The sequence below is a fragment of the Sulfitobacter sp. 1A13496 genome (genome assembly GCF_043557225.1).
Classification (GTDB): domain Bacteria; phylum Pseudomonadota; class Alphaproteobacteria; order Rhodobacterales; family Rhodobacteraceae; genus Sulfitobacter; species Sulfitobacter faviae.
The window spans coordinates 328,336-349,567 of sequence record NZ_JBIFFP010000001.1 but is presented as its reverse complement, the minus strand read 5'-3'; the positions used below and the strand labels follow the sequence as shown (position 1 = coordinate 349,567).

21 protein-coding genes are annotated in these 21,232 nt (G+C 61.6%); 14 read left to right on the top strand and 7 right to left on the bottom strand.

Features of this window, described 5'->3' with window-relative positions; all coding sequences use genetic code 11:
• Window positions 1-3: 3 nt before the first annotated feature.
• From ACGYLX_RS01750 to coxB, 6 genes are all read right to left on the bottom strand, one after another.
• Window positions 4-690: an SURF1 family protein gene (locus ACGYLX_RS01750; protein WP_394447003.1), complete on the bottom strand. Its 687-nt coding sequence runs from the start codon at window positions 688-690 to the stop codon at window positions 4-6.
• Between the two features lie 95 nt (window positions 691-785).
• On the bottom strand, window positions 786-1,592 hold the full coding sequence (locus ACGYLX_RS01745) for a cytochrome c oxidase subunit 3 (RefSeq protein ID WP_271688018.1): 807 nt from the start codon (window positions 1,590-1,592) through the stop codon (window positions 786-788).
• A gap of 35 nt (window positions 1,593-1,627) precedes the next feature.
• The gene (locus ACGYLX_RS01740; protein WP_394410158.1) at window positions 1,628-2,203 is read right to left on the bottom strand and encodes a cytochrome c oxidase assembly protein; all 576 of its coding nucleotides are present in this window, start codon (window positions 2,201-2,203) and stop codon (window positions 1,628-1,630) included.
• A complete protein-coding gene (locus ACGYLX_RS01735; protein ID WP_271688021.1) occupies window positions 2,203-2,370 on the bottom strand; it encodes a cytochrome C oxidase assembly protein in 168 nt (55 codons plus the stop codon). Before ACGYLX_RS01735 ends, ACGYLX_RS01740 begins: the two co-directional genes overlap by 1 nt.
• On the bottom strand, window positions 2,370-3,305 hold the full coding sequence (gene cyoE / locus ACGYLX_RS01730) for a heme o synthase (protein ID WP_394447001.1): 936 nt from the start codon (window positions 3,303-3,305) through the stop codon (window positions 2,370-2,372). The genes ACGYLX_RS01735 and cyoE overlap by 1 nt, the downstream gene beginning before the upstream one ends.
• A 60-nt stretch (window positions 3,306-3,365) precedes the next feature.
• Window positions 3,366-4,283: a cytochrome c oxidase subunit II gene (gene coxB / locus ACGYLX_RS01725; protein WP_276153844.1), complete on the bottom strand. Its 918-nt coding sequence runs from the start codon at window positions 4,281-4,283 to the stop codon at window positions 3,366-3,368.
• A 179-nt stretch (window positions 4,284-4,462) separates the two neighbouring features.
• On the opposite strand from coxB, the gene tldD reads away from it, so the two are divergent.
• From tldD to ACGYLX_RS01695, 6 genes are all read left to right on the top strand, one after another.
• Window positions 4,463-5,884, top strand: coding sequence for a metalloprotease TldD (gene tldD, locus ACGYLX_RS01720; protein WP_394411254.1), 1,422 nt, complete (start codon window positions 4,463-4,465; stop codon window positions 5,882-5,884).
• Window positions 5,885-5,980: 96 nt separating this feature from the next.
• On the top strand, window positions 5,981-7,135 hold the full coding sequence (gene dprA / locus ACGYLX_RS01715) for a DNA-processing protein DprA (protein ID WP_394447000.1): 1,155 nt from the start codon (window positions 5,981-5,983) through the stop codon (window positions 7,133-7,135).
• A 243-nt stretch (window positions 7,136-7,378) separates the two neighbouring features.
• The gene (topA, locus tag ACGYLX_RS01710; RefSeq protein ID WP_394446999.1) at window positions 7,379-10,048 is read left to right on the top strand and encodes a type I DNA topoisomerase; all 2,670 of its coding nucleotides are present in this window, start codon (window positions 7,379-7,381) and stop codon (window positions 10,046-10,048) included.
• Between the two features lie 151 nt (window positions 10,049-10,199).
• The gene (locus tag ACGYLX_RS01705; protein ID WP_271693172.1) at window positions 10,200-10,787 is read left to right on the top strand and encodes a L,D-transpeptidase; all 588 of its coding nucleotides are present in this window, start codon (window positions 10,200-10,202) and stop codon (window positions 10,785-10,787) included.
• A 95-nt stretch (window positions 10,788-10,882) separates the two neighbouring features.
• Window positions 10,883-11,587 (top strand): CoA transferase subunit A, encoded by a 705-nt coding sequence (locus ACGYLX_RS01700; RefSeq protein WP_067267259.1) that lies wholly within the window; start codon window positions 10,883-10,885, stop codon window positions 11,585-11,587.
• Window positions 11,587-12,210: a CoA transferase subunit B gene (locus ACGYLX_RS01695; RefSeq protein WP_394446998.1), complete on the top strand. Its 624-nt coding sequence runs from the start codon at window positions 11,587-11,589 to the stop codon at window positions 12,208-12,210. The genes ACGYLX_RS01700 and ACGYLX_RS01695 overlap by 1 nt, the downstream gene beginning before the upstream one ends.
• A 45-nt stretch (window positions 12,211-12,255) precedes the next feature.
• On the opposite strand, the gene ACGYLX_RS01690 is transcribed toward ACGYLX_RS01695, so the two are convergent.
• Window positions 12,256-13,071 (bottom strand): lytic transglycosylase domain-containing protein, encoded by an 816-nt coding sequence (locus ACGYLX_RS01690; RefSeq protein ID WP_394446997.1) that lies wholly within the window; start codon window positions 13,069-13,071, stop codon window positions 12,256-12,258.
• Window positions 13,072-13,430: 359 nt separating this feature from the next.
• Here ACGYLX_RS01690 and ACGYLX_RS01685 point away from each other — a divergent pair, with 359 nt between their 5' ends.
• From ACGYLX_RS01685 to ACGYLX_RS01650, 8 genes are all read left to right on the top strand, one after another.
• Window positions 13,431-13,634 (top strand): Flp family type IVb pilin, encoded by a 204-nt coding sequence (locus ACGYLX_RS01685; RefSeq protein ID WP_394446996.1) that lies wholly within the window; start codon window positions 13,431-13,433, stop codon window positions 13,632-13,634.
• Between the two features lie 107 nt (window positions 13,635-13,741).
• Window positions 13,742-13,909, top strand: coding sequence for a hypothetical protein (locus ACGYLX_RS01680; RefSeq protein WP_394446995.1), 168 nt, complete (start codon window positions 13,742-13,744; stop codon window positions 13,907-13,909).
• A gap of 141 nt (window positions 13,910-14,050) precedes the next feature.
• Window positions 14,051-14,911, top strand: coding sequence for a Flp pilus assembly protein CpaB (cpaB, locus tag ACGYLX_RS01675; RefSeq protein ID WP_394431496.1), 861 nt, complete (start codon window positions 14,051-14,053; stop codon window positions 14,909-14,911).
• A gap of 204 nt (window positions 14,912-15,115) precedes the next feature.
• Complete coding sequence (locus tag ACGYLX_RS01670; RefSeq protein WP_067267251.1) at window positions 15,116-16,543, top strand: type II and III secretion system protein family protein; 1,428 nt, start codon at window positions 15,116-15,118, stop codon at window positions 16,541-16,543.
• Between the two features lie 4 nt (window positions 16,544-16,547).
• Window positions 16,548-17,225 carry an OmpA family protein gene (locus tag ACGYLX_RS01665; protein WP_394446994.1) on the top strand — a complete coding sequence of 226 codons (678 nt, stop codon included), beginning with the start codon at window positions 16,548-16,550 and terminating at the stop codon, window positions 17,223-17,225.
• Between the two features lie 289 nt (window positions 17,226-17,514).
• A complete protein-coding gene (locus tag ACGYLX_RS01660) occupies window positions 17,515-18,759 on the top strand; it encodes a CpaE family protein (RefSeq protein ID WP_394446993.1) in 1,245 nt (414 codons plus the stop codon).
• 24 nt (window positions 18,760-18,783) lie between these two features.
• On the top strand, window positions 18,784-20,253 hold the full coding sequence (locus ACGYLX_RS01655) for a CpaF family protein (protein WP_394446992.1): 1,470 nt from the start codon (window positions 18,784-18,786) through the stop codon (window positions 20,251-20,253).
• Window positions 20,254-20,264: 11 nt separating this feature from the next.
• Window positions 20,265-21,227, top strand: a complete 963-nt coding sequence (locus ACGYLX_RS01650) for a type II secretion system F family protein (RefSeq protein WP_394403748.1) — start codon at window positions 20,265-20,267, stop codon at window positions 21,225-21,227.
• Window positions 21,228-21,232: the final 5 nt, after the last annotated feature.

Sequence of the window (21,232 nt, the reverse complement as noted above, 5' to 3'; positions counted from 1 at the left end):
GGGTCAGTCGACTTTCGGCGTTGCAGGGGCGCGGCGGCGGCGCAGGAAAAGGACGGTCATCGCCAGCCAGATGGCGGCGAGGGAAAACCAGGTGATCGCATATTGCAAGTGATCGTTGGGGATGCGGGCGGTATCGACGGGCAGCGGGGTGATCTTTGGGTCCGGCCCGGTGCCTTCGCGCATCACGATCAAGAGCGGTTCGGTGTCGAGGGTTTCGGCCATGACCTCAACATCGCGGGCGAACCAGATGTTGCGATCCATGTCGGCCTCGGGCGTGAAGCTGTCGACCTCTTGGGGCCATTGCAGGTTGCCGGTCAGTGTGGCGGTGCCAGCGGGGGCGATGGCGTCTTTGTTCGATGTGGCGGTAAAGCCGAGGTCGATGAGCACGCGCCGTCCGCTCTCCAACGCCATGGGTGCAATGACGCGGTAGCCCGCCCCTTTCTGCTTTTGGCTGACCAGCACATGCAGCGCCTGTTCCCCGATCTCTCCGCTGACGGTGACGGGCAGATAGGCGTCGGCCTCCGGGTCAGGGTCGGCGGGCAAGGCGACGGGCGTGGCGGCGATGCGGTTGTTGATGTCGGCGATGATCGCCTCTTTCCACGCCAGCCGCTGCACCTGCCAGACCCCGAGTGCGACGAGGATGGCTGCCCCGCCAAGGCCGACGATGATGAAGAACAGGCTGCGCCGCATTCGAATCTCTCTGGCTGAAACGACAAACGCGCGAAGAGGGCTTCGCGCGTTTGGGTTTTACGGGTGTGGGGCGCGGATGCAACCCCGCCCTATGGTCAGGGCTGGCCCCACATGTAGACGGCGAAGAACAGGAACAGCCAAACCACGTCAACGAAGTGCCAGTACCACGCTGCCGCCTCGAAGCCGACGTGGCGTTCGGGGGTGAAGTGGCCGCGCATGGCGCGCAGCAGGCAGACGAAGAGGAAGATCGTGCCGATGATCACGTGGAAACCGTGGAAGCCAGTCGCCATGAAGAAGCTGGAGAAATACATGTCGCCGCCGAATGTCCAATCGTCATGGACCAGCAGTTCATAGTATTCGTAAGCCTGCAGCGCGGTGAAGAGCACGCCGAGGATCACCGCGATGGTCAGGCCCGAGATCAGGTCTTTGCGGTTGTTTTCATGGGCCAGCGCATGGTGCGCCCATGTCACGGCACAGCCCGACAGCAGCAGAACCAGCGTGTTGATCAGCGGCAGGTGGAAGGCATCGACCGCATGAATGTCGGGCTGGACGTATTCCGTGCCGACATATTCATACATCGGGTAAAGGGCCTGTTTGAAGAAGGACCAGAACCACGCCACGAAGAACATGACTTCGGACATGATGAAGAGGATGAAACCATAGCGCAGGCCGATGCGCACCACACCGGTGTGATCGCCCACTTCGCTTTCGGAGACCACTTCGGCCCACCATCCGAACATGACGTAGAGGGTGGCCACCAGACCGCCCAAGAAGACGAAGGGGGTCATCCCGTGCATCCACAGGACAGCGCCCGCCAGCATGACAAATCCGCCTACCGACCCCAGCAGCGGCCAGGTCGAGGGGGGGAGAATATGGTAGTCGTGGTTTTTTGCATGGGCCATGGTTGCGGGTCCCTCACCTTTGTTCAATCAGGTCGTTAATTGGTTGTTGTGGCGCTGTCCTGATCAAGGGCGGCATAGCCCTCGGGCAGGTCAATTTCGTAGAATGTATAGGACAGAGTGATGGTATGTACAAACTTCCCATCACGGTCTTCGACCATTTCCGGGTCGACGAAAAAGCTTACCGGCATCTGCACGCGCTCGCCTGGGGCCAGCACCTGTTCGGTAAAGCAAAAGCAGTCGATCTTCTCGAAGAAGGCCCCGGCGGTATACGGGGTGACGTTATAGCTCGCCTGCCCCGCCACCGGTTTGTCGGTCGGGTTGTACGCCTCGTAGAAGGCCAAACCGGTCTCGCCGATGCGGATCTCCATTTCGCGGACGACGGGTTTGAATTCCCACGGCATACCGTCGTTCAGGGAGCCGTCGAAACGGACCTTGACCGTCTTATCCAGCACGTCGGCGCTGGCGGCAGAGACCTGCCCCGGCGTGCCGCCAAAGCCGGTGACGCGACAGAACCAGTCGTAAAACGGTACCGACGCCCAAGCGAGGCCGCCCATAAGCACCACCACGCCGACGGTTTGCATCACTGTTTTCTGAGGACCGGAAAGCGCCATTACTGTGTCACCTCGCGTTGCTCCGGGGGGAGTTCGAAATCGGTCTGGGTGATCTTGACGTAGGTCAACGCCATAATCAGCACCACGAAAGCGCCCAGCATCAGGCCCACGCCGATGTTGCGGCCGCGGCGGCGATTGTGAAGCTCATGCTCAGGTCGGATGCCCATTACCAGCCCCCCAAGCCGAAGGCGCGCAGGGCCGCTTCGCCCAGGATCGCGCCGAAATGCAAAAATAGATAGGCCAGCGACAGGCGGAAGAACTTGCGCTCTTCGGCGTAGTCGTCGCCCTCGGCCATGACCTCATCCCGGCGCCAGATACGGTAGGCCCCCAGCAGGAAGGCGGCGTTCAGCACCAGCGCCACGGCGAAGTAGAAGATGCCGCCGATGGCAGTGAAGGCCGTGCCGATGGCCAGTGCAGCCAGAAGGACGGTGTAGACGAAGATATGCAGGCGCGTGGCCGGACGGCCATGGGTCACGGTCAGCATCGGCACCTTGGCATCGTCGTAGTCCGAGCGCATGAAGAGCGCCAGCGCCCAGAAATGCGGCGGGGTCCACATGAAGATCAGCGCGAACATCAGCCATGCCTCTACCGAGAAGCTGCCAGTGGCGGCGACCCAGCCAATCACCGGCGGGAAGGCCCCCGCGGCACCGCCGATGACGATGTTCTGCGGCGTCAGACGCTTGAGCCACATAGTATAGAAAACGGCATAGAAAAGGATGGTGAAAAGCAGCATCCCGCCCGCCAGCAGGTTGGTTGCCAGCGCCAGCATCATCACCGACAGACCCGAGAGCGCGACGCCAAGCGTCAGCGCCTCACCGGGTTGGACCCGGCCCGAGGGGATCGGGCGCCCGCGCGTGCGGCGCATCACCGCGTCGATATCGGCGTCCCACCACATATTCAGCGCGCCCGAGGCACCGCCGCCGATGGCGATGAACAAGATCGCGCAAAAGCCGATGACGGGATTGACCGAAACCGGCGCGGCCAACAGCCCCACGAAGGCCGTGAAGACGACCAGCGACATGACGCGCGGTTTCAGCAGGGCGAAGTAATCCCCCAGCTGCGCGTCGTATTCACTTGTTGGCGTATTGGTGATGTCAGTCATCCCGAACCTTCCAAGGGTAAACACGGGGCACGGGCCTGCGCCCTGCCCCGTGGCACTGGCTTACTTAGAGGCGACGGTCAGCGGCTGTTCGATGCCGGCATATTCCGCCTTGGCGTTGCCAAGCCATTCCGCATAGGCCTCTTCCGAAACCACTTTGACGGTGATCGGCATATAGGCGTGGGCCTGACCGCAAAGCTCGGAACACTGGCCGTAGTAGACGCCTTCCTGCTCGGCGGTGAACCACAGTTCGGCCAGACGACCCGGCACGCCATCCTGTTTCACGCCGAAGGCGGGGATGGTCCAAGAGTGGATCACGTCGCTGGCGGTGACCTGCACGACGATGGTCTTGCCCACGGGGATGACGACCGAAGTGTCGGTGGCCAGCAGGAAGTCATCGCGGCTGTAGCCTTCGTCTTCGAGCTTGGCGACCATCGCGTCATTCAGCACGAAGGGTGTCACGTCCTCATCACCGTCGCCCAGCGTGGCCGGGGCGCCGATCATGTAGCTGTCAAAGGCGATCTCTTCGTCGACATATTCATAGGTCCAGTACCACTGGTTGCCGATGGCCTTGATCGTGATGTCCGCTTCGGGGATTTCCTGCTGGCGGAACAGGATCGGCAGCGAATAGGCACCGATCAGCACAAGGATGAGAATCGGCCCGATGGTCCAGGCGATTTCGATCGGGGTGTGGTGGGTAAAGGACGAGGGGTTCGGGTTCCGCTTTTTGTTGTAGCGGATCATGACCCAGATGATCAGGCCGGTCACGAAGACGGTGATCGCGGCGATGATCACCAGAATCAGGTGATCCAAATCATGGATATCCCGCGCCAATTCGGTAACGGCGGGTTGAAAGCCTGTCTCGCCGTCAACAGGTCTGCCGATGACATCAAGCCCGTCAATGCGCAGGCTGTCCTGTGCCAATGCAGGCAGGGCGGCAAGGCTGGTCAAAAGACCGGAAAGGGGGAGTAGATGTTTCATATGTCGTCCTGATCTTGTGACCATTAAGAAGCCGATAAGCACCCCAAACCGCGGCTGCGATCCGGTGCCGTTGTAATCCTGGGTGCTTACAATCATATTCTGCCTACAAGATAAAGTCACATGCTTGCGTCATAGAGCCGCGCGAGACAGTTTTGTGACAGCAAGCAAGGATACCCCCGATGAGCCGCGCGCATTTCACCCCCTTCGAGGCCGATCTGGACCGAGAAACCGCTCTGAGCGTGCTGCGCGAGGCCGTGGCCGGTGCCGATGACGGCGAATTATTCCTCGAACGGCGCCGCTCTGAGGCGCTGGTTTTCGACGACGGACGCCTCAAAACCGCCAGCTATGATGCCGCCGAGGGCTTTGGCCTGCGCGCCGTGCGCGGTGAGGTGGCAGGCTACGCCCATTCGACCGAGCTAAGCGAGGCCGCCCTGCGCCGCGCGGCGGAAACGGCGCGGCTGGCGGTGGGCGATGGCGGCGGCACTTGGGCGGATGCGCCTCAGGCCAGCAACACGCGTCTCTATACGGACGAAGACCCGATCGCGGGTCACGCCTTTCCGGTCAAGGTCGATACCCTGCGCGAGATCGACGCCTATGCCCGCAGCCTCGATTCCCGCGTGGTACAGGTGAGCGCCACGATCGCCGCCAGCATCCAAGAGGTCGAGATTCTTCGCCCCGAAGGACATTCGGTGCGTGACGTCCGCCCGATGACGCGGGTCAATGTCTCGGTCATTGTCGAGCAGGATGGCCGCCGCGAGAGCGGCGGTGTCGGCGGCGGCGGGCGGATCGGGCTCGACGGTATGCTCGCCCCCGAAGACTGGCAGGCCAAGGTCCGCGAAGCCCTGCGCATCGCCTGCGTGAACCTTGAAGCCGTCCCCGCGCCCGCGGGCGTGATGGACGTGGTGCTTGGCCCCGGCTGGCCCGGCATCCTGCTCCACGAAGCCATCGGTCACGGGCTTGAGGGCGATTTCAACCGCAAGGGCTCCAGCGCCTTCGCCGGGCTGATGGGCCAACAGATCGCAGCCAAGGGCGTGACCGTGCTGGATGACGGCACGATCCCCGACCGGCGCGGCTCAATCTCTGTCGATGACGAGGGCACCCCCTCGGCGCGCAATGTGCTGATCGAAGATGGTAAGCTGGTCGGCTATATGCAGGACCGTCAGAATGGGCGGCTGATGGGCAGCGCCTCAACGGGCAACGGGAGGCGGCAATCCTATGCGCATATCCCGATGCCGCGCATGACCAACACCTATATGCTGGGCGGCGACGCGGCACCGGGCGATATCGTGGCCGACCTCAAGGACGGGATCTATGCCGTGGGCTTCGGCGGCGGCCAGGTCGATATCACCAATGGCAAATTCGTCTTCTCCTGCACCGAGGCCTACCGTGTGCAGAACGGCAAGATCGGCGCGCCGGTCAAAGGCGCGACCTTGATCGGCGATGGGGCTACGGCATTGCAAAAGATCCGCGCCATCGGCAACGACCCGACGCTCGACCCCGGCATGGGCAACTGCGGCAAGCAGGGGCAGTGGGTGCCGGTGGGTGTCGGACAGCCCACTTTGATGATCGGCGGCCTGACCGTCGGCGGGGCTGCGACCTGACGGCACGCTGGGGTTGAATCAAATACGCGGGGAAATGTTCATAGGTTGTTAAGCACTAAATCCTATACCTGATTCTGCAACGGACGGAGTTTCGGGATGACTGACAAGGACCTACATCCTTCTTCCACTCACCCCCCACTCCCACCCACCCAGGAAGATGAACAGTTTGGCCGGCTTCGTCTGTTGCGCTCTCGCCGTGTGGGTATTTCGACCTATCGGCGCTTGTTGGATGAACATGGCTCTGCCCAAGAGGCGCTGAAGGCGCTCCCGGAAGTCGCGCGTGCCGCCGGGATATCAGACTACCGCATCTGCCCCGAAGGGGTCGTTCAGGCGGAACTCAACGCCGCCCGCCGCGCCGGAGCCCGGCTACTGGTTGAGGGGGAGGCACCCTACCCGCGCCTGCTCAGCGACCTTCCCGATGCGCCGCCCTTCCTATGGCTGATCGGCGACCCGGAATTGCTGGGCCGTCCGATGATCTCCCTCGTGGGCGCGCGAAACGCCTCTTCGCTTGGGCTGCGCATGGCCCGCAGCCTCGCCGCCGAATTGGGGGAAGCTGGCTTTGTCGTCGTCTCCGGCCTAGCCCGGGGGATCGACGCGGCGGCGCATGAGGCCGCATTGCCCCGCGGCACCATCGCCGTGCAGGCGGGCGGGGTCGACATTATATACCCTAATGAGAACACAGCGCTGGCCGGCCAGATCGCCGCGCAGGGGCTGCGGCTGTCAGAGGAACCGATGGGGCTGCAACCGATGGCCCGGCACTTCCCCCGCCGCAATCGCATCATCTCGGGCCTGAGCCGCGCGACGGTGGTGGTTGAGGCGGCGGCCCGCTCAGGCAGTTTGATCACCGCGCGCGATGCGCTGGATCAAGGGCGCGACGTGCTGGCGGTCCCCGGCCATCCGATGGACGCCCGCGCGGCAGGCTGCAACATGCTAATCCGCGACGGCGCGGTGCTGGTGCGCTCTGCCGCGGATGTGTTGGAGGTTTTGCCGGATGAGAAAACTCCGCCCCCGCTACCACGCAGCAAGCCCCCCGCGGCCCCGCGCCCGGAAACGCCGCCGCGAAACCAAAGCCCTGTCGCGAAGCTCCATGCGCAGATCCTCTCCCGTCTCGGCCATGCCCCGGTTGCGGAGGATCAGTTGATCCGCGACTTGCAAGTGCCGAGTAGCGATGTCGCCCCTGCGCTCCTCGATCTTGAGATGGAGGGGGAAATTCAGCGCCAACCCGGCGGGCTGCTCAGCCGCTCCGCCTGACGCCGCGAAGGAGCGCGGCCCGGTCAAAGCGCCGCGAAATCGGAGACCAACTTCGGGGCAGTTGGTCGGGCCAATCAAGCCTCGAATGCCGACCGTCGATGCCGCCGAAATGGCCCGTCCGGCCCGCGAAACCGCTGCGCCGCAAACCCGTGATACGCAGCAGCTGCATTGACAAACACCCCTGCAATCCCACATGAGACAGCGCAAAGCCGCCCCCGTTTTTGATCTAAGGTGCCTGTATTTATGCCCGTCGTCGTCGTCGAATCCCCAGCCAAGGCCAAAACGATCAACAAATATCTGGGCGACGATTACACCGTTCTCGCCTCTTACGGCCACGTCCGCGACCTGCCGCCAAAAGACGGCTCGGTCGACACCGACGCCGATTTCGACATGAAATGGGAGGTCGCCAGCGACAGCAAGAAACACGTCAAGGCCATCGCCGATGCGCTGGCCCAAGACAACGCATTGATCCTCGCGACTGACCCCGACCGCGAAGGTGAGGCGATCAGCTGGCACCTGCAAGAGGCGCTGACCAAGCGCAAATCGATCAAGAAAGACACGCCCGTCAGCCGCGTGGTATTCAACCAGATCACCCAAAAGGCCGTGACCGAGGCGATGCAGAACCCGCGTCAGGTCGACATGCCGCTGGTAGAGGCCTACCTCGCCCGCCGCGCGCTGGACTATCTGGTGGGGTTCAATCTCTCGCCCGTGCTCTGGCGCAAGCTGCCGGGCGCCAAGTCTGCGGGCCGCGTGCAATCGGTCACCCTGCGCCTCATCGTCGAGCGCGAGATGGAGATCGAGGCTTTCCGCGCCCGTGAGTATTGGTCGGTAAAGGCGCTGCTCGCCACGCCGCGCGGTCAGGAGTTCGAAGCCCGCCTTATCTCGCTCGCCGGAAACAAGCTGGAACGCTTCGATCTCGCCGATGCCACGCAGGCCGAAATGGCGGTGCAGGCGATCACCAGCCGCGCGCTGAAAGTGATGAACGTCGAGGCGAAACCGGCCAGCCGCAACCCCTCGGCCCCCTTCATGACATCGACCCTGCAACAGGAGGCCAGCCGCAAATTCTCCATGGGCGCGCGCCAGACCATGTCGACCGCGCAGCGCCTCTATGAGGCCGGCCACATCACCTACATGCGAACCGACGGCATCGACATGGCGCCCGAGGCCGTCTCGATGGCGCGCGACGCCATCAAGGACCGGTTCGGCGCCGATTACGTCCCGAAAGAGCCGCGCATCTACAAGAACAAGGCCAAGAACGCACAGGAAGCCCACGAATGTATCCGGCCCACGGATATGACCAAGGACGCCAAGGCGCTGAAACTCGATTCTGATCAGGCGAAACTCTATGACCTGATCTGGAAACGCACCCTCGCCTGCCAGATGGAAAGCGCACGTCTTGAGCGCACCACGGTCGAAGTCGGCAGCGATGATGGCCAAGTCGGTCTGCGCGCCAATGGTCAAGTTGTGCTCTTTGACGGGTTCTTGCGGGTCTATGAAGAAGGCCGCGACGATGTCGTCGACGAGGACGACAAGCGCCTGCCGCAGATCCATCAAGGCGACGCGATGGACAAGCGCAGCGTCACGCCCGAGCAACATTTCACCCAGCCCCCGCCGCGCTACACCGAGGCGACGCTGGTCAAGAAGATGGAAGAGCTCGGCATCGGCCGCCCCTCGACCTATGCCAGCATCGTCACCACGATTCAGGACCGCGAATATGTTCGCAAGGATGGCAACCGCCTGATCCCCGAGGACAAGGGCCGTCTGGTAACCGCCTTTCTTGAAAACTACTTCCGCCGCTACATCGGCTATGACTTCACCGCCGATCTGGAAGACCAGCTCGACAAGGTCAGCGCCGGGGATGCCGCCTATAAAGAAGTGCTGCGCCGCTTCTGGCGCGATTTCTCGGCCGCCATTGCCGAGACATCCGAGCTGCGCATCACCGAGGTGCTGGAAAAGATCAACGAGGTGCTGGAGCCGCATCTCTTCCCGCCCACTGAAGACGGCAGCGACCCGCGGCTTTGCCCCAATTGCGAGATTGGCCGCCTGTCGATGCGCACCGCGCGCTCGGGCGGTGCCTTCATCGGCTGTTCGAACTACCCCGAATGCCGCTATACCCGCCCCTTCGGCCCACCAGACCCGGAGGCCGAAGCCTCCGCCATTCCGCCCGACGGCAAGCTGCTGGGTGAGGATCAGGGCGACGAAATTCGCGTTTTCAAGGGTCGCTTCGGGCCTTACGTCCAGCGCGGCCCGGTGACGGAAGAGAACAAGAAACCCCCGCGCCAGTCGATCCCCAAGGATTGGGTGCCCGAGGATCTGACGCTGGAACAGGGCGTGATGCTCCTGTCGCTCCCGCGTGAGATCGGCCCCCACCCCGAGGATGGCGTCATGGTCTGGGCCAACATCGGGCGCTATGGGCCTTACATCAAGCACGCCGAAAGCACCTCGCATCGGGGCGGCACCAATGCCAATCTCGAAGGCATCGATGAGGTTTGGACCGTCGGCATGAACCGCGCGGTGCAGTTGTTGGCCGAGAAAGTCGCCAGCCGCGGTGGCCGGGGCAAGGCCGCGAAACCGATCCGCGAGATGGGCGAGCACCCGGATATGGGCGGCGCGGTCAACGTCATGGAGGGCAAATACGGGCCTTATGTGAAATGGGAAAAGGTGAACGCCACGATCCCGAAAGAGATCGAACCGGCAGACCTGACCATGGAGCGCGCGGTGGAGCTGATCGAAGAGAAGCTCGCCAAATCCCCCGCCAAACGCAAAGCGGCGACGAAGAAGGCACCGGCCAAAAAGACGGCAGCCAAAAAGCCCGCGGCGAAGAAGACGGCCACCAAAAAGGCCCCGGCAAAGACAGCGGCCAAGAAACCCGCGGCCAAGAAAACAACCGCGAAAAAAGCCGACAGCGCGTAAACCGCGCCTAGGCACAGCAACCGCGCCGGGGGATCGGCGCGGTTCCGCCTGTGGCCTGCCTTTATATCCAGCATCATGAATATGTGATTTGCCATTCCCCTTCGATTTTCAGATCAGGGGCGGCGGCAAGACCACTATGAAAGGCAGATCAATGTCAGGCATGAAATTCACCCGGCGCGGGCTGATCGCCGCAAGCGGCGCGGCGCTGATGACGCCGCAGATCCTGCGCGCGCAGGAACCCGGCCAAGCGCCCCGCGAATATTCCGCCGAACCTCCGGTGTCGCGCAACACGTCGAGCTTTGCCACCCAGCGTTGGCAGGACCATTTCGACAGCCTTGGCAAAGGCGCGATCGTGGCCGACACCACCAGCCGAGCGCTGCATTACTGGAGCGCGGACGGTCAGACCTATAAGGTCTACCCCACCTCCGTGCCCGCCACCGAAGAGCTGACCAAACGCGGCTATACCGAAATCGTGCGCAAGAAAGTCGGCCCCGATTGGACGCCCACCGCCTCGATGATGGAGCGTTTCCCGCATTACAAATACATGCCACCAGGCCCAGACAATCCGCTCGGCACCCACGCGATGTATCTTAGCTGGCCTGCCTATATCATCCACGGCACCCATGACACGCGCAAGATCGGGCGGCGGTCCTCGGACGGTTGCATCGGGCTTTATAACGAGAAGATCGAAGAACTTTTCGGCCTCTGCCCCGTGGGCACGCAGGTGCGCATCATCTGACCTTCCGGGCGGCCTTTCCTGCGTAGCACCACGTAATTGACACTGCCCCGACGCAGGGTCACATATGGCGCAGCGAAACTGTAGGGAGGTCGCCCGTGAACAAAATCTATGGATCCGCCGCCGAGGCGCTGGAAGGCGTTCTGTCGGATGGCATGCTGATCGCCGCCGGGGGCTTTGGCCTTTGCGGCATTCCGGAATTGCTGTTGCAGGCGATCAAGGAAAACGGGGCCAAAGACCTCACCTTTGCGTCGAACAATGCGGGCGTCGATGACTTCGGCATCGGCATTCTGCTGCAATCGCGGCAGGTGAAAAAGATGATCTCCTCCTATGTGGGGGAGAATGCCGAATTCATGCGCCAGTATCTGTCGGGCGAACTGGAATTGGAATTCAACCCCCAGGGCACCTTGGCCGAGCGCATGCGCGCTGGCGGTGCGGGCATTCCCGGCTTCTACACCAAGACCGGCGTCGGCACCCAGATCGCCGAGGGCAAGGAAGTGAAGCAGTTCCACGGTGAGGATTACATCCTCGAAGAAGGCATCTTTGCCGATCTGTCGATCGTGAAGGCATGGAAAGCCGACGACACCGGCAACCTCGTCTTCCGCAAGACCGCGCGCAACTTCAACCCGCCCGCGGCCATGTGCGGCAAGGTCTGCATCGTCGAGGTCGAAGAGATCGTCCCTCGCGGCAGCCTCGACCCCGACCACATCCACCTGCCGGGCATCTATGTGCATCGCATCATCCAGGGCGAGCATGAGAAACGCATCGAGAAGGTCACGACACGCAAGCGGGAGGACGCATAATGCCTTGGGATAGAGATCAGATGGCGGCGCGGGCCGCAGAGGAACTCGAAGACGGCATGTATGTGAACCTCGGCATCGGTATTCCGACGCTGGTGGCGAACTATGTCGGCGACAAGGACATCACCCTACAGTCCGAGAACGGCATGCTGGGCATGGGCCCCTTCCCCTACGAGGGCGAGGAAGACCCCGACCTCATCAACGCCGGTAAGCAGACCATCACCGAACTGAGCCGCACCGCCTATTTCGACAGCGCCATGTCCTTTGGCATGATCCGCGGCGGCAAGATCGCCGCGGCGATCCTCGGGGCCATGGAAGTGGCCGAGAACGGCGATCTGGCGAACTGGATGATCCCCGGCAAGCTGGTCAAGGGCATGGGCGGAGCGATGGACCTCGTCGCCGGTGTGCGCAAGGTCATCGTGGTGATGGACCACCAGAACAAGGCGGGTGAGTCGAAGCTGCTGAAGGAATGCACCCTGCCGCTGACCGGCAAGGGTGTGGTCGACCGGATCATCACCAACCTCGGTGTGCTCGATGTAGTCGAAGGTGGCTTGAAGATCGTCGAATGCGCCGATGGCGTGACCGAGGACGAGCTGCGCGCCGCAACCCAAGCGACCATCGTTTGAAAAAACAGTCCTCGGCGGCTTCCGCCGGGGGCATGCCCGTCGCGCTCAGTTCATCGCGGCAAAGACGCAGCCATCGCTGATCAGTTCCGGCGGGGTCAGGCAAAGCCCCTGCGCCACTTGAAACGCCGCCAACACCTTTGGCACATAGTCGCGCGTCTCGGCAAAGGGCGGCACGCCCGCATGTTTGCGCACCGAGCCCTCGCCCGCGTTATAACCCGCGAGCACGAGAATCGGATCGCGGTCGAACTCCCCCATCAGCCAGTCGAGATATCTGACCCCGCCTGAGATATTCTCGGCCGCGACCATACTGTCGCGCACGCCAAAACGGGCGGCGGTATCGGGCATCAGTTGCATCAGGCCAGCCGCCCCCGCCCGGCTCACCGCATCCGCCCGGCCTGCGGATTCCACGCTGATCACCGCCAGCACCAGCGCGGGCGAGACATTCGTACCAACCGTGGCGCGCAGGATATCCACCCCATTGCTGCGCGCGATATCTTGCAGATGTTGCAGGCGCGGTGCGGGCACTTTGCCGCCGGACAGCGCCGCCATCGCGGGCGCCAACCGCCCTGCCCCGCTCCGCTCAGCCGCGGGAGAGATTTTATCCCAGAACCAATCGAACTGCCCGGCATTCAATGGCGCAATCGCGCCGCTCGGGGTCGCGGCGACCGCGGGGCCTGCGTCCACCTCCGCCGCTGCCGCGGCGCGGGCCGCCGGATCGATTTGCACCGTGATGCGTTTGGCCCCCTTCTTGGGCGGCCTGATCCGTTTGGCCGAGAATTCCGGGAACGGTTTCGGCCCCTCTGCCATGGCGGCAGGGGCCATGAGGGCCGTGACCAGCGAGAATGCCAATATGCGATACATGCCTGCTCTACCTTGCGTCTGACGCGCCTTTGCGCGGCAATATCACACGAATCGTGGAATCGGGCCAGCGTTTGAGGCGGGGATCATGGCAATTTCGCCGCAATTGCCGTGTTCGACGGTGGGAAAGCGCAGGCGGAAGGCCCAATACGGGAATTAAAACGCCATTAAACAGAGGGTTAACATGTTTCCGCAAGAAAAACGCGGACAGTCTGGAAAAGGCACGTTTGCTGCCAAATTCGCGCCCCAATCTGACGGCTATATAGGGCCATACCAAGTCGGACAGCTTCAAATGAGAGAGCGAGGCAAACCGGACGGCGAGGTTAAGACCTTTTACTCAGTGATCCTTGGAGGGACATGACATGATGAACTTTATCAAAAACTTCCGCAAAGACGAAGACGGTGCCGTGACAGTTGACTGGGTCGTTCTGACCGCTGCGATCGTTGGCCTGGCCGTGGTTGCTTTCAACACAATCGGCACGAATACGGAAACGCTCACAGGTGAAATTGCAGATGCGATTGGTGAAGTTTCGGTTACTGAGGATAGCACCGACAACGACACCTAATATGTTTGGGCAATAGATCACTTCCATTAAAGGGCTGGCTTCGTCCGGAAGGCAGCCCTTTTTGTTTGTTGACCCGAATGTCGCCTACCAAATCAACGGAAACAAAAATGAGCAGATTCTTTGCGAACTTCGCACGCGACCAGAATGGCGCCATCAGCGTTGATTGGATTGTCTTGACGGCCGGACTGGTTGGCCTCGCGATCCTCATGCTAGGCGTATTCTCGGACAGCCTTGATGTGCTAGTCGAATACGTCCGGGTCCAGCTGACCGCTTAAGACGACAGCGCCCCCAAACGCGGCACGGCAAGCTCCTTCGGATCGCCTCCGGGCAGACCAATTCTCGCCATATTCGGCAGCTAACCTGCCTAGGAGATCAAAGCGGGCCGAGACTCGCTTCCATAGCAAAGAGGTAACATCATGCGAGCCGTATTCGGATTGGTTCTTTTGGTAGGTGTCGCACTTGCCGGCGGCGCCGTTTATCTGGCGAAAGACCGGATTTCACAGTATCAGGCTGCCAACGCCCGCGCCCAGGCCGCGCTTGCGCAGGTCGTGCCAACCAAGACCGTTTGGGTGGCTGACAAACCGTTGAAATACGGGCAGCCCCTGACCCGCGAAGACGTCCGCCCCGTGAAGTGGCCCGAGAACGCCATTCCTGAGGGTTCCTTCTTCGAGGAAACCGTATTGTTCCCTGAAAACACAAAAGAACAACGCATCGTGCTGCGCAACATTGAGAAAGATGAAGCGATCATGGCCGTGAAGGTGACCGAGCCGGGCGAGGACTCTGGCCTGACCTCCCGCCTTGCGCGCGGAATGCGGGCCTTTGCACTTAAAGTTGATGTTTCCAGCGGCGTTTCGGGCTTCCTGCGCCCCGGTGACCGGGTGGATATCTATTGGACGGGCCGCGTAAACGTTGGCAACCAGTCCAGCAATGGCGATGTCACCAAGCTGATCGAATCGGCCATTCAGCTAATCGCCATCGACCAAAGCGCCGATGCGTTGGTCGTGGGGGAAGCCTCGATTGCCAAAACGGTGACGGTTGCCGTGAACCCGCAGCAGGTTGCCGCGCTTGCACAGGCACAATCGACCGGCAAACTCTACCTCTCCCTCGTCGGCACGAATGACGACACCGTGGCGGAGGCCATCGAAGTCGACCAACGCTCGCTTCTGGGAATCGAGGCGCAAGAGACCATCGCCGAAGTAACCAAAGAGAAGGTTTGCACGATCCGCACACGTCGCGGGGCCGAGGTGGTCGAACTGCCGATCCCCTGCACAAACTGACCTGAAAACAACCTCTTGCTAAGTTAACGAAGGCGCCGCAGCCCCCTGCGGCGTCTTTCATTTTTGCAGGTATGTTGCGCATAGCCCACATGCACAGCGCCCGCGAAGAGCTTGATTCTTGCAATAAATTTGGAATTGCCGCAGAGTGTTGCCAAACGAGGGCAAAAAGACCCATCCCGAGGCGTGATCAAAAAGGCAGGTCACATGAAAATCGATAGATTTCTGAAAGCGGCCCTGCTGGGGCTGACACTGGGCGCAATGCCGATGGCATTGACCCTGCCCAGTTCAGCTGGCGCCGACACGCTGCGCGTAGTAAAACGCGGCACCAATTCCAGCCTCGACGTCCCGATGAACCGCGCCGTGGTGGTGGAAAGCGACATTCCCTTCGCGGAGCTCAGCATCGCCAACCCCGGCATCGCGGATATCTCCTCCTTGTCTGACCGCACGATCTATGTGTTGGGCAAATCGCCGGGGCTGACGACGCTCACGCTGCTCGACGCGGCGGGGCAGCTGATCACCAATGTCGATGTCCGCGTCGCGGCGGATGTCTCTGAATTCAAAGAACGGCTGCGTCAAATCCTGCCGGGTGAGAAGATCGAAGTGCGCACCGCTAATGACGGTATCGTGCTGTCGGGCATCGTCTCTTCCACACAACGGCTGCAACGCGCGCTCGATCTGGCCGAACGCTATGCTCCTGAACGGGTCAGCAACCTGATGAGCGTGGGCGGCATTCAGCAGGTCATGATGAAGGTCCGTTTCGCCGAAATGCAGCGCAACGTGTCGAAATCGCTCGGCTCTTCGCTAGCGATCAACGGCGGCTCCGATTTCAGCGCAGGCACCGGCAGCACCAATACGTCAGGCGGGGTCGCGACCTCGCTTGGCGGGTCGATCCCATCGGCAAACCAGAACGCAGGCGCGGTGCTTTTCGGTTTCAACGCAGGCTCTACCCAAGTGGGCATCCTGTTGGAAGCATTGGAAGAAAAAGGCGTCGTCCGGTTCTTGGCAGAGCCGAACCTCGTGGCGCTTTCGGGCCAAGAGGCCAAGTTCCTCGCCGGGGGCGAGTACCCGATCCCAGTCGCCCAAACCAGTGATACGGTGTCGGTGGAGTTCAAACCCTTCGGCGTAGAACTCGCCTTTATCCCGCGCGTCGTGGACAAGGATATCATTAACCTCGAGATGAACGCCGCCGTTTCGGCCATCGACGCAAGCAACAGCATTTCATTGGGCAACGGCATCGAGATTTCCGCCTTCACCCGGCGCGAAACCTCGACCACGGTCGAGATGCGTGACGGGGAAAGCTTTGCCATCGCGGGCCTTTTGACCGACGACTTCACCGACAGCACGCGGCAACTGCCGTGGATTGGCGATGTGCCGGTGCTGGGCGCGCTGTTCCGTTCAGCGGATTACCAGCGCAGCCAGACCGAATTGGTCATCATCGTCACTGCCCATCTGGTCACCCCGACCCGTGGCGAAGCGCTGGCGCTGCCCACGGACCGCATCAAACCGCCCTCTGAGAAAGACCTGTTCCTGCACGGGCGCACGGCGGATGGCACCCGCACCCCCAGCCGGGGTGCTGCGGGCGAAGTGGCCAAGCAGGACTTCCGCGGTTCCTACGGTTATGTACTGGATTGATCCGATGACACGCAGACATATCACGTTGATCGCGGGCACCGCGGCCCTTGCCGGGCTCGCCGCCTGCGCCCCCAGCAACGATCCGGTCTATACGCAGTTCTACCGCGAGGCGGGGTCGATCGTGGACACGGGCCAATTCGGCAATGCCACATTGCACAACCGCCAAGTCATGACCGGCGAAAAGCGTGTGACCTTTGATCTGGCGAACCGTTTCTCGAACGAAGTCCGCTCGACCGTGACCTTCGCCTTCAACTCGGCCCGATTGGACGCGAATGCGAAAGCCATTCTGCGCCAGCAAGCCAGCTGGATTCGCCAATTCCCCGAGATTCGCTTCCGCGTCTATGGCCACACTGATCTGGTCGGCTCGCAGGCCTATAACCGCGCCTTGGGACTGCGCCGGGCGCAGGCCGTGGTGCGCTATCTCTCGACCTTGGGAATCAGCCCCAGCCGTTTGGAAGCCGTTGTTTCCTTTGGCGAAACGCAGCCGCTGATCGTGACCCAGGGCCGCGAGCGTCGCAACCGGCGCACGGTGACCGAGGTCAGCGGCTTCGTCCAGGGCCACCCGATGCTGCTGGACGGCAAATATGCGCAGATCATCTACCGCGAATATGTAGCCAGTGCCGTGCCCCCCTCTCAGCTAAGCTCCGGTGCCACCGAAGCAGGTGGCGGCGGCGGGGAGTAAGGGTAAGCCCTTCTTTCGCATATAAAATATCCCCCCGCGCCTTCGGGCCGCGGGGGTTTTCGTCTCTGAAAAGCCATGTCCAATCGGGCGCGAATGGACGTATCGTTTCAAGATACCCAACAATAGAGGCTTTTTGGCCCCAATCTCGCCCCAGTTGGGGGTGATATTCGACGCAGAAGGATAAATGTGCCCGGCTCAAGCGCCGCGCATGAGGCAGAGGTCAGAGCGTTCGCAGCGACAGAATATCGCCGCCCTCCGGCCAAACCGTTGATGTAAAGGACAAAAGGTCATGAGCAGCACTATGCCACAACCCGAAGCAGCGCCGATCGTTGCCTGCACAATCAGCCGTGATGTACAGAACTTCGACCTCTTGATCGAAGACATGGAAGCCACTTTGGGCGAAAGCTGGGGCGATCTGGGATTCGCCGAGGCGCTGGCATTCTTCAGCCAACCCGAAGCCGAGGCGATGGAATTTGTCGCCCTCGCCATGGATGAGACCGACGAGGACAACCTCGTTTTGATGAGCGAAATCATCACACAGGCCAAGGCGCGCGACATCCGGGTGATCCTGATCGCCGAAGACATGACCCCCGCCGCGCTGCATTCGCTGCTGCGTCAGGGTGCTGACGAATTCGTCCCCTACCCGCTGCCCGAAGGCGAGTTGGCCCAGGCCATCGCCCGCGTCCGCGCCGGAGAGAACCCCCCCCCTGCCCCCGTAGCCGAGGCCAGCGCGCCGCAACTGAAGGCCGGTGCGCAAAAGGACGGCGCGCTGATCGTGGTGCATGGCTTGGCCGGTGGCACCGGGGCCACGACCCTTGCGGTAAACCTCGCTTGGGAACTGGCCAATGCAGACAAGAAGGACCCGCCTTCGGTCTGCCTGCTGGATTTTGACCTGCAATATGGCTCGGTCGCGACTTTCCTTGATCTGCAACGCCGCGAGGCGGTCTATGAGATGATGTCCGACACGGAATCCATGGACGAAGAGATCTTTGGTCAAGCCCTGCAAACCTTTGAAGACAAGCTGCATGTGCTGACCGCCCCGGCAGAGATGCTGCCGCTCGACATCGTGACCAATGAAGACGTCGACCGCATCCTCAACATGGCCCGCAACCAGTTCGACTATGTCATCGTCGACATGCCCTCAACGCTGGTGCAATGGTCCGAGACCGTGCTGACCAGCGCGCATGTCTACTTTGCGATGCTGGAACTCGACATGCGCTCGGCCCAAAACGCACTCCGCTTCAAGCGGGCGCTGCAATCCGAAGAACTGCCCTTTGAAAAGCTGCGCTATGTGATGAACCGCGCGCCGAAATTCACCGATCTCAGCGCCAAGAGCCGGGTCAAGCGTATGGCCGAATCGCTGAGCATTTCGATCGACGTGCAGATGCCCGATGGCGGCAAGGCGGTGACGCAGGCCAATGACCACGGGCTGCCACTGGCCAATTCCGCGCCGAAAAGCCCACTGCGCCGCGAAATCGCCAAACTTGCAAGCTCCATCCACGATCTCAAGGGCGAGCAGGCCCAAGCCGCCTGAGCCCCCTAGCGAAAGAGCGTACCGATGTTCTCGAAATACAAGAAACCAGCCTCTGCCACCTCGAAAGCCGCCGCCCCCGCGCCGGCGCGTGAGGCCAAGCCAGCCAAAGCCGCCCAGCCCGCCCCCGCGGCACCTGCGCCCACACCGGCAGCCAAACCGGTTTCAATGCGCCGCGCGGTCAAACCCGCCGCCGCTTCCCCCGAGGACCGTGAGGTCAAGCGCAAGCAGCGGATGAGTGAGATCAAGCTCGAACTGCACCGCGCGCTCTTGGACAACCTCAATCTCGCCGCGCTGGAACATGCCTCGGAAGCTGATTTGCGGCAGGAAATCAACGATATCGCCGTCGAGATCCTTTCCGAAAAGAGCATCGTGCTCAACCGCGAAGACCGCATGACGCTGAACTCCGAGCTTTATGACGAGGTCACCGGTCTTGGCCCCCTTGAGACGCTGCTGAAAGACGACAGCGTCAACGATATTCTGGTGAACGGCCCGCAGCAGATTTTCGTCGAACGCGAAGGCAAGCTGCAATTGACCGACATCACCTTTAAAGACGAAAAACACCTGCTGCGGATCATCGACAAGATCGTCTCGGCGGTGGGGCGTCGGGTGGATGAAAGCAACCCTTACGTTGACGCGCGTCTCAAGGATGGCTCACGTTTCAACGCCATGGTGCCCCCGGTGGCCGTCGATGGCTCGCTCGTGTCCATTCGTAAGTTCAAGAAAGACAAGCTGGGCATCGACGATCTGGTGAACTTCGGCGCGTTCTCGGAAGAGATGGCCGCCTATTTGCAGGCCGCCGTGGCCACGCGTCTTAACATCATCGTGTCGGGCGGTACGGGCTCGGGTAAGACCACCACGCTCAACGCGCTGTCGTCTTTCATCGACAATGCCGAACGCATTCTGACCATCGAAGACACCGCCGAATTGCAACTGCAACAGACCCATGTGGGCCGGATGGAAAGCCGCCCGCCCAATGTCGAAGGCAAGGGCGAAGTCTCGCCCCGCGACTGTCTGAAAAACGCCCTTCGGATGCGCCCCGACCGCATCATCGTCGGCGAAACGCGCGGCGAAGAGGTCATCGACATGTTGCAGGCGATGAACACCGGCCACGACGGTTCCATGACCACGATTCACGCCAACTCGGCCCGCGATGGCATCAGCCGTCTGGAAAACATGATTGCCATGGCCGGGATCGAAATGCCGCTCAAGGCGATGCGTAGCCAGATCTCCTCGGCTGTGAACCTGATCGTACAGGCCAGCCGCTTGCAAGACGGCTCGCGCCGGATGACCTCGATCACCGAGATCACGGGCATGGAGGGCGAGGTCATCTCGATGCAAGAGATCTTCCGCTTCCAGCGCGTCGGCCTGACGCCCGAGAACAAGATCATCGGCCATTTCACCGCCACCGGCGTGCGCAGCCACTTCTCTGAGCGGTTCCGCATGTGGGGCTATGACCTGCCCGCCTCCATCTACGAACCCGTGGCGGCCCAGTAAGGATTGATGCAATGAGTGCCGAACCAATCATCTATGGTCTGATCTTCATCGGCGTTCTGGTGCTGGTCGAGGGGCTGTACCTTGTCGCATTCGGCAAATCCATCAGCCTCAACAGCCGCGTGAACCGCCGCCTTGAGATGCTGGAGAAAGGCGCGCGCCGCGAAGAGGTGCTCGACAAGCTGCGCAAGGAAATGCAGCAGCATATGAACGCCAAGTCGATCCCGCTCTACTCCCTGCTGTCAGAACGTGCGCAGAAGGCCGCGATTGCCTTCACGCCGCAGCAGTTGTTGATGATCATGGCCGGATTGGCCGCTTTGGCCTTTCTGGGGCTGACCATCGGCACCGATACCTCCGTGTCGGTGCGCGCGCTGATGTCCATCGCCATGGGCGTGGGCGCAGTGTTCTTTTGGGTGTCCCATAAGGCCAGCAAACGCATGGCGATGATCGAAGAACAGCTTCCCGATGCGGTGGAGCTGATGGTGCGCAGCCTGCGGGTGGGGCACCCTTTCTCCAACGCGATCTCCATCGTGTCCAAGGAAATCCAAGACCCGCTTGCCTCGGAATTTGGCGTAATCGCCGATGAGGCCGCCTATGGCCGCGATCTGGGCGAGGCGCTGAAAGATATGGCCGAACGGCTCGACATGCAGGATTTGCGCTTTCTTGCTGTTGCCGTAACCATCCAGCAGCAATCAGGCGGCAACTTGGCCGAGATCCTCGCCGGTCTGGCAAAAGTGATCCGCGCCCGTTTTCGCCTGTTCCGTCGTGTCAAAGCAATCACGGCCGAGGCGAAATGGTCGGGCAAGTTCCTATCGGCCTTCCCGCTCGCCGCGCTGGTGGTGATCAACCTCGGCGATCCGCATTACTACGACGAGGTGCGCGATCACCCCTATTTCATTCCAGCCTGTTTCCTTGTGGGGATCTTCCTTGTGCTGAACCTTTTCGTGATGCGCATCCTTACCAATATCAAAGTCTGAGAGGC